The organism is Lysinibacillus cavernae, from assembly GCF_009724685.1.
In the GTDB taxonomy this organism is placed as follows: domain Bacteria; phylum Bacillota; class Bacilli; order Bacillales_A; family Planococcaceae; genus Lysinibacillus; species Lysinibacillus cavernae.
Genome location: NZ_WMEF01000016.1, coordinates 1 through 12,488 on the forward strand (window position 1 = coordinate 1; position 12,488 = coordinate 12,488).

Annotated in this window: 11 protein-coding genes, 5 tRNA genes and 2 pseudogenes; 17 read left to right on the forward strand and 1 reads right to left on the reverse strand. The window is 38.1% G+C overall.

From position 1 onward, the window contains the following. Positions 1 to 167 precede the first annotated feature (167 nt). The 15 genes from GJU32_RS20885 to GJU32_RS20955 all read left to right on the forward strand — a co-directional run bounded on the left by GJU32_RS20885 (position 168) and on the right by GJU32_RS20955 (position 11,935). Positions 168 to 242: transfer RNA gene (locus GJU32_RS20885), tRNA-Glu, on the forward strand. Positions 243 to 312: 70 nt separating this feature from the next. Further along, positions 313 to 388 (forward strand) — tRNA-Val (locus GJU32_RS20890). Between the two features lie 15 nt (positions 389 to 403). Beyond that, a tRNA-Tyr gene (locus tag GJU32_RS20895) sits at positions 404 to 487 on the forward strand. A gap of 14 nt (positions 488 to 501) precedes the next feature. After that, positions 502 to 576: transfer RNA gene (locus GJU32_RS20900), tRNA-Gln, on the forward strand. 13 nt (positions 577 to 589) lie between these two features. Next, positions 590 to 662, forward strand: a tRNA-Lys gene (locus GJU32_RS20905). A gap of 185 nt (positions 663 to 847) precedes the next feature. After that, complete coding sequence (rocF, locus tag GJU32_RS20910) at positions 848 to 1,753, forward strand: arginase (protein WP_155593854.1); 906 nt, start codon at positions 848 to 850, stop codon at positions 1,751 to 1,753. Positions 1,754 to 1,886: 133 nt separating this feature from the next. Beyond that, positions 1,887 to 2,450, forward strand: a complete 564-nt coding sequence (gene sigW / locus GJU32_RS20915; protein WP_155593855.1) for an RNA polymerase sigma factor SigW — start codon at positions 1,887 to 1,889, stop codon at positions 2,448 to 2,450. Between the two features lie 13 nt (positions 2,451 to 2,463). Then, positions 2,464 to 3,090: an anti-sigma factor family protein gene (locus GJU32_RS20920; RefSeq protein WP_155593856.1), complete on the forward strand. Its 627-nt coding sequence runs from the start codon at positions 2,464 to 2,466 to the stop codon at positions 3,088 to 3,090. 149 nt (positions 3,091 to 3,239) lie between these two features. After that, on the forward strand, positions 3,240 to 4,076 hold the full coding sequence (gene cdaA / locus GJU32_RS20925) for a diadenylate cyclase CdaA (RefSeq protein ID WP_155593857.1): 837 nt from the start codon (positions 3,240 to 3,242) through the stop codon (positions 4,074 to 4,076). Next, the gene (locus GJU32_RS20930; RefSeq protein WP_155593858.1) at positions 4,069 to 5,145 is read left to right on the forward strand and encodes a CdaR family protein; all 1,077 of its coding nucleotides are present in this window, start codon (positions 4,069 to 4,071) and stop codon (positions 5,143 to 5,145) included. Before cdaA ends, GJU32_RS20930 begins: the two co-directional genes overlap by 8 nt. Positions 5,146 to 5,370: 225 nt before the next feature. Continuing rightward, positions 5,371 to 6,723 carry a phosphoglucosamine mutase gene (glmM, locus tag GJU32_RS20935; protein ID WP_155593859.1) on the forward strand — a complete coding sequence of 451 codons (1,353 nt, stop codon included), beginning with the start codon at positions 5,371 to 5,373 and terminating at the stop codon, positions 6,721 to 6,723. Between the two features lie 123 nt (positions 6,724 to 6,846). Then, on the forward strand, positions 6,847 to 7,362 hold the full coding sequence (locus GJU32_RS20940; RefSeq protein ID WP_155593860.1) for a type 1 glutamine amidotransferase domain-containing protein: 516 nt from the start codon (positions 6,847 to 6,849) through the stop codon (positions 7,360 to 7,362). Between the two features lie 695 nt (positions 7,363 to 8,057). Then, positions 8,058 to 9,860, forward strand: a complete 1,803-nt coding sequence (gene glmS, locus GJU32_RS20945; protein ID WP_155593861.1) for a glutamine--fructose-6-phosphate transaminase (isomerizing) — start codon at positions 8,058 to 8,060, stop codon at positions 9,858 to 9,860. A 297-nt stretch (positions 9,861 to 10,157) separates the two neighbouring features. Further along, entirely contained in the window at positions 10,158 to 10,907 is a 750-nt protein-coding gene (locus GJU32_RS20950; RefSeq protein WP_155593862.1) for a class I SAM-dependent methyltransferase, read from the forward strand. 263 nt (positions 10,908 to 11,170) lie between these two features. Next, a complete protein-coding gene (locus GJU32_RS20955; RefSeq protein ID WP_155593863.1) occupies positions 11,171 to 11,935 on the forward strand; it encodes an SDR family NAD(P)-dependent oxidoreductase in 765 nt (254 codons plus the stop codon). A gap of 67 nt (positions 11,936 to 12,002) precedes the next feature. Here GJU32_RS20955 and GJU32_RS20960 read toward each other — a convergent pair. After that, a pseudogene (locus tag GJU32_RS20960) lies at positions 12,003 to 12,169 on the reverse strand (IS3 family transposase); the annotation flags it as partial. Here GJU32_RS20960 and GJU32_RS23460 point away from each other — a divergent pair. Further along, positions 12,165 to 12,239 (forward strand): annotated as a pseudogene (locus GJU32_RS23460) (flavin reductase family protein); the annotation flags it as partial. The pseudogenes GJU32_RS20960 and GJU32_RS23460 overlap by 5 nt on opposite strands. Positions 12,240 to 12,243: 4 nt before the next feature. After that, complete coding sequence (locus tag GJU32_RS20970) at positions 12,244 to 12,480, forward strand: hypothetical protein (protein WP_155593864.1); 237 nt, start codon at positions 12,244 to 12,246, stop codon at positions 12,478 to 12,480. Positions 12,481 to 12,488 lie beyond the last annotated feature (8 nt).

The window sequence follows — 12,488 nt, forward strand, 5'->3', positions numbered from 1 at the left end:
TAGCACCTGACTGTTAATCAGGTTGTCGCAGGTTCGAGTCCTGCCTTCGGAGCCATTTTTTTGCCCATTTTTAAGATGATGTTATACATAAAATATTTACAAAAAAGTATTGCAATCATTAAGAAATGATGTTATTATAAATCTTGTCTTGTTTGAGACGTAATATTGGCCCCTTGGTCAAGTGGTTAAGACACCGCCCTTTCACGGCGGTAACACGGGTTCGAATCCCGTAGGGGTCACCATTTTTAATGCGTGTAATAATGCATTAGCTTTATAAAAGAAAATATACTATGTCATAACACTTGTTTCTATGGAGGATTAGCTCAGCTGGGAGAGCATCTGCCTTACAAGCAGAGGGTCGGCGGTTCGAGCCCGTCATCCTCCACCATTATTGTGTTATTCCGGAGGGGTAGCGAAGTGGCTAAACGCGGCGGACTGTAAATCCGCTCCTTAGGGTTCGGCGGTTCGAATCCGTCCCCCTCCACCAGTTTTATAAATGATTGGGGTATAGCCAAGCGGTAAGGCAACGGATTTTGATTCCGTCATGCCTAGGTTCGAATCCTAGTACCCCAGCCATTTTTTCTTTTATGAGCCATTAGCTCAGTTGGTAGAGCATCTGACTTTTAATCAGAGGGTCGAAGGTTCGAGTCCTTCATGGCTCACTTTTTAAGAATAAAACCTATTCAAAAGTGTTATATTAATTACAGATAACTAATCTCTTGCTGAAAACAGTAGGAGATTTTTTTATGATTTTAAAAAATGAATAAATATGCACAATTTTGTTGAGTTGAGCCAAGTGGTATGTAGGCTTTACAATAATCTTATAACTTTTAGGGGGTATAAAAACATGAATAAACTTAATATTTCTATTATTGGAGTACCAACAGATTATGGACAAACACGTCGAGGCGTAGATATGGGACCAAGTGCTATTCGCTATGCAGGCGTTGTTGAACGCTTAGAAGCTATTGGACATGAGGTCCAAGATCAAGGAGATATTCGTGTTAGTCAAAAGTACGCAGACGCAGCTGTTGATGAAAAGTTACTGAATTTAGAGGAAGTTGTAGAAGTTAGCACTACTTTAGCCAATAGCGTGCATGAAGCAGTAGAGCAAAAAAAATTTCCACTTGTTTTTGGTGGGGATCATAGTATTGCTATTGGGACACTAGCAGGGTTAGGTGAGCATTATAAAAATCTAGGTGTTATTTGGTATGATGCACATGCGGATTTAAATACACCAGAAACTACACCATCTGGTAATATTCACGGAATGCCATTAGCAGTTAGTATTGGACTAGGTCATGAGCGTTTAGTACAAATTCGTACCTATGCACCTAAAATTAAGCCAGAGAACGTTATTATTATCGGAGCTCGTTCAGTGGATCCTGGTGAGCGTGAACTAATTCGTCAACAAGGGATTAAAGTATATACAATGCATGAGATTGATCGACTTGGTATGACGCGTGTAATGGAAGATGCACTTGCATATTTAAAAGAGCGTAATGTTGATGGTTTACATTTATCACTTGATTTAGATGGACTAGATCCTCTTTATACGCCAGGGGTTGGTACACCTGTTCCAGGAGGAATTACGTATCGTGAAAGTCATTTAGCAATGGAAATGTTACAAGAATCAGGCATGTTAACTTCAGCAGAGTTTGTAGAAGTAAATCCAATTTTAGATGAAAAGAATACAACAGCAAATGTGGCTGTTGCATTAATGGGTTCTTTATTCGGAGAAACACTAGTTTAAAGAAAATTTTACAAAAAATTGCCTGTTGCCACATTGCATAAAAATCTTTTGCTATAATTGAAATAAAACGAAACTTTTCTTATCAGTGGGTCGTATAGTATAAGACAGTTGTAAAGGTGGAGAAGTCAACACAATGGATGCGTTAGTAAATAAGAGAATAAAACAAGTGCTTAAAGGCGATCAAAACGCATTTGCCGATATTGTGAGTCTCTATCAGCACAAACTGTACCAAGTATGCTATCGAATGTTAAGCAACAAACAAGAGTCTGAAGATATTGCTCAAGAAGCTTTTGTGCGTGCTTATATGAATTTGCATACTTTTGATCAGAAAAGGAAGTTTTCGACGTGGCTTTATCGCATAGCGACAAACCTCTGCATAGACCGTATTCGAAAAAAGAAGCCAGATTATTATTTGGATGCAGAAGTAGCTGGTACAGAAGGGCTTGATATGTATTCACAAATTGCAGCAGACGACCAGTTACCAGAGGAGCAGCTAGAGCAAATGGAGCTGCAAGATCGCATTCAATATGAAATTGGACGTTTGCCGGATAAATATCGTTCAGTTATCGTATTGAAATATATAGAAGAGTTATCGTTGCAAGAGATTAGCGAGATTTTAGATATGCCGCTTGGAACGGTGAAAACGAGGATTCACCGCGGACGTGAGGCATTACGTAAGCAATTAAACAATCTGTAGGAGGGGGAGCGTCATGAATACTTGTCCAGAGCATATTATTGACTATATGCATGATTATTTAGACGGTGACATTAGTCGTGAGCATGAGCAAGAGTTGAAACAACACTTGCATACATGTAATGATTGTAAACAGTTGATGCAAGAATTGAGTGAAACAATCGCCTTTGTGAAGAGTGCTTCCCATATTACAGCGCCTCCGGATTTTGAAGCAGCAGTGATGGCTCGTTTACCAAAACCAAAAAGTCGAGTAGGTATACAAAAATGGATACGCCGGCATCCGTTCTTTGTGGCAGCAGCAGTATTTTGCTTATTCATGAGTGCTACATTACTAGGTAGCTTTATGGATGACCAGCATTTCTCTGTGACCAAACAACCTAACTTAGTTGTTGATGGTCAAACAGTTATTGTACCTGAAGGAGAATTGGTGAAGGGCGATATTGTTGTGAAAAATGGCGATTTGATTGTTGAAGGTGAAGTTGATGGTAACGTCACAGTGATCAATGGGAAATATATGGCATCTTCGGCGATAGTTTCAGGAAGAATTGAGGAAATTGACGAAGTATTTGAATGGTTATGGTATACGATTAAAAACTCAGTAAAAACAGCTATGACATTCGAGGAAAAAGAAGAAACTAAATAACACTCTATACGTCCTAAACAATAGTGCACGTGAGAGGCTGAAAGGTCTACTCTTCTGAGTAGACTTTTTATTTGAAAAAAGTTACATTTGTTAAGAATGTGATATACTTGAATGTGTATGGATTCGCAATGAAAAGTGGGGGATGCCACGTGCAAATTATCGAACATTTCACGGATTTAACACCTGTGAATATTGTTATTAACTTCATTGATGTACTGCTCGTTTGGTACGTTGTTTATAAAGTCTTAACCCTCATTAAAGGTACGAAGGCTGTCCAATTACTTAAGGGAATTTTCGTCATTATTATTGCACGAATTGCAACAGACCTTTTAGGGTTACAAACACTAGGCTGGATGTTACAGCAGGTCATTGAGTTTGGTTTCTTAGCAATTATTATCATATTCCAACCTGAAATCAGACGTGGTTTAGAACAAATTGGACGAGGAAAGCTATTCCAACGTTCAACTAGTCAAGAAGAAGAAGAGCAAACAAGGCTCATTGAGGCTATGAAGAAATCTGTTAGTTATATGGCCAAACGTCGAATAGGTGCGTTAATTTCTATTGAAAAAGAAACTGGTCTTAATGAATATATTGAAACAGGTATAGGACTAAATGCTGAAATTTCATCGGAACTTCTGATTAATATCTTTATACCAAATACGCCGCTACATGATGGAGCGGTTATTATGCAAAAGGATAAGGTTACTGCAGCAGCTTGTTATCTACCCCTCTCTGAAAGTCCGTTTATTTCAAAAGAGCTAGGGACACGCCACCGTGCTGCGCTTGGCTTAAGTGAAGTTACGGATGCTATTACAATTGTTGTATCAGAAGAGACAGGTGCAATTAGTATTACGTTAAATGGTAATCTCCATCGTAATCTTTCTCTAGAGGAGTTCGAAACACTGCTACGAAAAATGTGGTTCGGATCAGCACAAGAATCAAATGCAACCTCTAAGTTGACTTGGAGGGGGAAAAAGAATGGATAAAATGATGGATAGCCCTTGGGTATTAAGAATCATCGCGCTATTTTTAGCATTTTTGCTTTTTTTCTCAGTTCGTACCGAATTATCTCCGATCAATACAACAACAACGACCGAACAAACGGATATTATTCGTGATGTTCCAGTAGATGTATATTACGACAATGAGAATCTTATTGTAACAGGCTTACCTGAAACGGTAGATGTGAAGATAAAAGGGCCAATGCCTGTAGTCATAAAAACAAGGGCATCAAAAGATTTCTCTGTATTTGTTGATTTAAGTAATTTATTGATCGGAGAGCATGATGTAGAGCTGCAATACGAAAATATTTCTGATAAGTTAAAGGTTACATTAGACCCTGCTACCGTTCATGTAAATATTGAGGAAAAGGTCACGCAAGAGTTCCGTGTAGACCCTGAGATGAACAATCGTTTGATCGAGGAAGGTTATATTTTAAAAGATATGACAGCCAATCCACGTACTGTTTACGTGACAGGTGCAAAAAGTGCTATTGAAAGCATTAGCTATGTAAAAGCAACTGTTTCGGGTGAGCAAGGCTTGAAGCAATCATTCTCGCAGGAAGCGGCAGTAAAAGTATTAGACCGAGATTTAAATAAATTAGATGTGACTATTGAACCTGAAACTGTGAAGGTTCAAGTAGATATTGCGGAGTATAGTCGGGAGCTTCCAGTTGTCCTCAAGGAAACTGGGCAAGCAGCGGAAGACATTACGATCAACTCGTTAACATATACGCCGAGAATGATTAGAGTGTATGGTAGAAAGTCAATTCTTGACAGTTTAACAGAAATTCCAATAACAGTTGACCTGTCAAAAATTACTGAGTCCAAAACGTATGAATTTGATGTAAAATTACCAGATGGTGTGACAAAAATATCTGACAAGAAAATTAAAGTGGAGGCAGATATTACAAAGGTGGAGCAAGAAGAACAACCGAAAACACCAGCTTCTACAGAGGAAACACCACCGCCAACTGAGGAACCGGATGTAACTGATGATAGTACAACTACTGATAAAAATACATCAACTGAGGTAACGGAAGATATTGATTCTTAAACAATATCTGACTATAATTTTATTTTGATTCTAAATCAAAAATCCAATCAAGGTTTGTTGTGGTGAATAGTTAGGACAGTATTCACCTAACAAACTGGCTGAGAGGATTAATAATTACCAATGAATGAATAAAAACAGACTTTTCCAAAAGTAAGCGGACAAGTGTCTAATGATTGATAGAGATTCATTAGGCAAGGTCTTGCATTGAAGGAGAGAATAAGTAGAATGGGTAAATATTTTGGAACAGATGGCGTCCGTGGCGTCGCGAATAGTGAATTAACACCGGAATTTGCATTTAAACTTGGTCGTATAGGTGGCTATGTTTTAACAAAGGATGCAACTGACCGTCCAAAGGTTTTAATTGGTCGTGACACACGTATTTCAGGTGAAATGCTTGAAGGTGCACTTGTTGCTGGTCTTTTATCAATTGGGGTAGAAGTAATGCGTCTTGGTATTATTTCAACACCAGGTGTTGCATACCTTACTCGAATTATGAGTGCAGATGCAGGCGTCATGATTTCAGCTTCACATAACCCAGTTGCTGATAATGGCATTAAATTTTTTGGTCCCGATGGCTTTAAGCTGACAGATGCACAAGAAGCGGAAATTGAAGCGTTACTTGATGTTCAAGAAGATACATTACCACGTCCAATTGGAGCAGATTTAGGATCTGTAAGTGACTATTTCGAAGGTGGTCAAAAATATATTCAATACTTAAAGCAAACAGTGGATGAAGAATTTGATGGTATCCATGTAGGTCTAGACTGTGCACATGGTGCTACGTCATCGTTGGCTACACATCTCTTTGCTGATCTAGAAGCGGACATTTCTACAATGGGAGCTTCTCCAACGGGCTTAAACATTAATGCTGGTGTAGGTTCCACACATCCAGAGGGACTAGCTAAATTTGTTACTGAAAAGGGTGCAGATGTTGGTTTAGCATTTGATGGAGATGGTGACCGTTTAATTGCTGTAGATGAAAACGGTAAAGTAGTTGATGGCGACCAAATTATGTTTATCATTGGTAAGCATTTAAATGCGGTAGGACGTTTGAAAAAGCAAACGATAGTATCAACAGTTATGAGTAATATGGGCTTCTATAAAGCTGTAGCTGACAACGGTATGCAAAGTGTACAAACTGCTGTAGGTGATCGTTATGTTGTAGAAGAAATGCGTGCCAAAGATTATAATTTAGGTGGCGAGCAATCAGGGCATATCGTTTTTCTAGATTTTAATACAACAGGTGATGGGTTACTAACAGGAATTCAGCTTGTTAACATTATGAAAGCGACAGGTAAAAAGCTTTCGGAACTTGCTGCTGAAATGAAAATCTTCCCTCAGCGCCTTGTGAACGTTCGTGTAACTGATAAGCATGCGGTGACTGACAATACAAAGGTGGCTGCTATGATTGCAGAGGTAGAAGCGGAAATGGCAGGAAATGGTCGCGTTTTAGTGCGTCCTTCAGGTACAGAACCACTTGTACGTGTAATGGTTGAAGCTGCTACAGAAACAGAATGTGAGCGTTTTGTTGAGCGTATTGCGGACGTTGTACGTGCAGAAATGGGCTTAGCAGAATAACAAATATAAAAACTCGATTTCCGTTAAAGGAGGTCGAGTTTTTTTGTATGAAAAGAATGTTTCAAATAAGCGAGCTGGGGAACAGTAATAAAGAGTCACAATAACAAGGAGTGTTTTATTGATATGGCTAAAATTGCTACAGTTATGACGGATATGTTCGAGGACATTGAATTTACAAGTCCTAAAGAAGCTTTAGAAGCGGCTGGACATCGGCTAGTAACGATTGATACAAAAGCAGATAAGGAGGTAAAGGGGAAGCATGGAGCGACAGTGAAAATTGATAAAGGGATTGATGAAGTAAAAGCCTCTGAATTCGATACACTATTTATTCCAGGTGGGTTTTCTCCAGATATATTACGCGCTGATGATCGTGTAGTGGCATTTGTAAAGTCCTTTATGGATGATATGAAGCCTACCTTTGCCATCTGTCATGGACCGCAACTTCTAATTACTGCTAAGACATTGAATGGTCGTGATGCTACAGGCTATAAATCCATACAGGTGGATTTAGAAAATGCAGGAGCAATATTCCATGATGAGGAAGTATTCGTCTGTCAAAAGCAGCTCGTAACAAGTAGAACGCCAGATGATCTCCCAGCCTTTAATAGAGAAATAGTAAAATTATTAGACAGTAAATAATAGATGGGCACAAGCAGTCAGTTGCTTGTGCCTGTTTTCTAGCTTTTGATTAACGCAATTAAAGCATTGTTATGTGTTCAAGCTCAATGCTGAAGATAGTACCTATGCTATCGTAAACATCTGTCCTTTTGACCTTCTTTACCCTAAATAGCATAGCTATCATTTGTTTGTCTACATATTTGTCACGAAAAAGCAGGATAATTAGGTGTTTTTTATAACGAAAATTTGACGTATAGCATATGATTGAGTATGATGGAGAAGTTGAAGATGAGGTCCGACCTTATCCTTTAACGAGCGCATAAGGAGGGAAGAAAGCGCAAAATCGGAAAACAATTATAGCGCCTGAGCTGAAGAAATCGGACGAAAGAATCTTCAGCAGACGAGGTGGAGGTTTATCGAAAATTCGGCGGATGCCTCCCAATCGACATACCCGATTGTCATTTTTCATTTTGAAAGCATTTGAGTGATTGAATGTACAGAAAATGGAGAAGGTATAGGAAAAGCAATAGACAATAAAAGACCTTCACATATCGAAAAATCTCCGTTCAGATAGCTGAATGAGTGGTTTGCTTGCATGTATGGGCATGTTTTATTTTTTAAAAAATAAAACATAACTTGTATATTCAAAAAAACTCGATAGGATGAGGTCTAGTTTGTCATTGCATTAAATTGACAATATCGGAGGACGAGAAATTATGTGTGGAATTGTAGGATATATTGGTGAATCAGATGCAAAGGAAATCTTATTAAAAGGTTTAGAGAAACTAGAATACCGTGGTTATGACTCAGCGGGTATTGCTGTACGTAATGAAGAAGGCGTAACTGTTTTTAAAGAAAAAGGACGTATTGCAGATTTACGTGAAGCAGTGGACGAAGAAATTGCAGCGAAAATCGGGATTGGTCATACACGTTGGGCGACACATGGTGTGCCAAATCGTTTAAATGCTCACCCACATCAAAGTGCATCAGGACGCTTTACACTTGTGCATAATGGGGTTATTGAAAACTATCATTTATTACAAAAAACATATTTAAAAGGCATTCCAATGAAATCTGATACAGATACAGAGGTTATCGTGCAATTAGTAGAGTTATTCGTGAAAGAAGGACTTCCTACAGCAGACGCTTTCCGTAAGACTTTGTCTCTATTACATGGTTCATATGCACTTGCACTATTAGATGCGGAAGCGGCAGATACAATCTTTGTAGCAAAAAATAAATCACCACTACTAGTTGGTATTGGAGAAGGTTTCAATGTTGTTGCTTCAGATGCAATGGCTATGCTACAAGTAACAGATCAATACGTGGAGCTTCACGACAAAGAGGTAGTTATTGTACACAAGGCGAGTGTTGAAATTACAAAATTAGATGGTTCTGTAGTAGAGCGTGCACCATATACAGCTGAGCTTGATATGAGTGATATTGAAAAAGGGACATATCCTCACTATATGTTAAAAGAAATGGATGAGCAGCCTACAGTTATTCGCAAAATTATTCAAGCGTATGAAGGCGATAATGGTGATTTAACAATTGATGCTGAAATTTTAGAAGCATTACGAGCAGCTGATCGTCTGTATATTATTGCGGCAGGCACAAGCTATCATGCAGGTCTTATTGGTAAACAATATTTCGAAAAAATGGCGGGTATTCCAGTAGAAGTTCATATTTCTAGTGAATTCGGCTACAACATGCCATTGCTTTCAGAAAAACCTTTATTTATCTTCATTACACAATCAGGTGAAACAGCAGATAGCCGTCAAGTCCTTGTGAAAATTAAAGAGCTTGGCTATCCAACGTTAACGATTACAAACGTACCTGGCTCTACACTATCGCGTGAAGCGGATCATACATTGTTACTACATGCAGGTCCAGAAATTGCAGTAGCTTCTACAAAAGCCTACGTTGCACAAGTGGCTGTACTTGCATTAGCAGCCTATGTAACAGCAAAGGCAAATGGCGAAGGTTTAGAATTTGATTTAAAACAAGAGCTTGCGATTGCCGCTAACGGTATCCAAACGATTATTGATTCAAAAGATGTATTAGAAGACATTGCAGAAGACTACTTAAAAATCGCACGTAACGCATTCTTTATCGGCCGTAACATGGATTTCTATGTCAGCCTTGAAGGTGCCTTAAAACTAAAAGAAATCTCTTACATCCAAGCAGAAGGTTTTGCTGGTGGTGAACTTAAACACGGAACAATTGCCTTAATCGAAGAAGGCACTCCAGTGTTTGCTCTTGTGACACAAGCATCAGTAGCGTTAAACATCCGTGGTAATGTGAAAGAGGTAGCTGCCCGTGGCGCATACCCATGTATCATTGCGATGGCTGGTATTGATGAAGAGGGTGACCGTCTAGTCATTCCACATGTTCACGAATTACTAACACCACTTGTATCTGTAGTACCATTACAATTAATTAGCTACTATGCAGCACTTCACCGCCGCTGTGACGTGGATAAACCCCGTAACTTGGCTAAATCAGTGACTGTTGAGTAAGGTTAATATTTGAAGAAAATTGTTGTTATGTAGACTTAAAAAAAGATTGATAATACGTAAAAAAGACTGATAAAAAACCCTCTTGTCAAAAAATTTTGGCCAGAGGGTTTTTAGTGTTTATGAATAGATTCTTTAAAGTTTTATAGCTTTGTGATTTTCTTTTATATTCTAGCCAATAATTAAAATCTCAATTTGTTATTCCACAAACGGGCCATTTAATGGAATAAACTTTTGTAAAGATAATAGAAATATGACGTGATTTTTGTCAAAAATCAAACTGTACGGGGGAGTAAAAAAATGAAACAAAATATTTACGATAATTCAACTTTTTTTAAGGATTACATAACCTTACGTGAAAGTGGAATAACCTATAATGATTTTATAGAGCAACCAGCAATTAAATCAATGATTTCGAATTTAAAGGGAAAATCGGTATTAGACCTAGGCTGTGGCGATGGTCACTTTTCAAAGTATTGTGTAGAAAACGGAGCAGAAAAAGTGATTGGTGTAGACATCTCTAATAATATGATTGAGCGGGCAAATAAGATTAACAAAGATAACAATATAGAGTTTATATGTTTACCGATGGAGGACTTGAATTTAGCCAATCAAAAATTTGATCTAATTATAAGTTCTCTATCTATACATTATGTTGAAGATTACCGAACGCTGATTCGAAAAATTAATGGACTATTAAAAAATAATGGGGAATTTATTTTTTCAACTGAACACCCAATAGCGACTGCCCGAAAAGGAAGTAATCATTGGATTAAGAATGAGGAAGGCAACAAACTATACTGGGCATTAGATAATTACCAAGAAGAAGGCGAAAGAGAACACGATTGGGTTGTTGATGGAGTAGTTGTGTATCACAGAACCATTTCTACTTTAATAAACACGCTAATTGAAGGTGGACTTGTACTAGATAAAATCATTGAACCACAGTCAATTTCGACTGGGCTGGAGCAAATGCCAAATTTAATAAATGAGAAGCGTAGACCCTCTTTTATTATTATTAAATCAAAAAAACAAAATAAAACTGATTAACATTTGATTACGATTACCGTTAAAATAAACAATTATTCTTTACAGCAATGAGGCGCTATTCTGTAACAAGAATTGTGCCTTTTCTTCATGAAAGGGCCATATTGTTGAATAACATTCTTAGATGAAAGGTTACCCTGTAGAATTGAAATAAAGTTGCGACGAAACACCCCCTTGAAACCGAATAGAAGAGCAACATTTCAAATAATGTTCCTTGATATAATTCTCTATGTAATATAACTATGTTTGAACAAGGAGATGGAAGCATGAGTAAGTTAACAGGCAAAATCGCTTTAGTTACAGGATCAAGTCGAGGAATTGGCCGCAGTATTGCATTGCGTCTTGCACAAGAGGGAGCCTTTGTCATCGTTCATTACGGGAAAAGACGTAATGAGGCAGAAGCAGTTGTTCACCAAATCGAACAAAGTGGAGGAAATGCTTGCGCGATTTGTGCTGACCTTAGTACTCTAGATGGTATTCAAGATTTATTTACTACTTTGGATGATACTATTCGGGAATATATGGGCGGTGGCGGATTCGATATTCTTGTCAACAATGCTGGAATTGGTCAAATTATCAGTTTAGAAGAGACGACGGAAGAATCATTTGACGAAATAATGAAGATTAATGTTAAAGCACCACTTTTTGTTACTCAGCAAGCTTTACCACGTTTAAAAGATGGAGGACGTATTATTAATATTTCATCTTTTGTGACACGTGCAGCTTCGCCAAGTGTCTTCACGTACAGTATGTCCAAAGGTGCTATCGACACATTTACGCGTCTTCTAGCCAAACAACTAGGGAGCCGTAATATTACGGTAAACGCCATCCAGCCTGGAATTATTAATACAGAGATGAATGCTGAGACTTTGGAAAACCTTGATGGACAAAAATATGCGGCTGGTCTTTCAATCTTCAACAGATGGGGAGAACCCGAGGATGTGGCAGATATTGCCGCCTTTCTTGCTTCCTCAGACAGCCGTTGGGTAACTGGTCAATTGCTCGATGCTAGTGGAGGATCTCATCTATAGAACCTGTAAGATAACGAATTTATAAGGAACTTCAAATGAAGTGAACCCAAAAAGTTAGACACATATTTTAAGCAGTTACTGAGGAATGGACTCTGTATTGGACAGGGCTCATTCCTTTTAATTTTTTTAACTCGTTTATTATTGTAAATAGTAAATGTACCTCTCCAATTCTGAAATGAAATGTTCCATACTTTCAAATTTTTGATGATAAAATAGTTCAGATTTTAATAGTCCTTCATTATGGGAGAATGTTGAACGATTGGCTCCATTGACAGGGAAAAATCCAGTTCCGGATTACAAGAAATAGAATGGTCGGGGTTGGTGATTTACGAACGAAAGAAGATGCAGAAAATACATTAACAAATGTTGAATTAGTGGCAGTAGGACGTTCTCTTATCATAGATCCTCACTGGACAAGTAAAATTTTGGAAGGTAAAGAAGGGAGCATCAGAAGAGTTTTAGTTGACCAAGATAGAGAAGAGCTGATGGTATGGAATGGTATTGTCGATTTCCTAGATTTTATGATGCCTGATCGATTACGCTAAAACAGCAC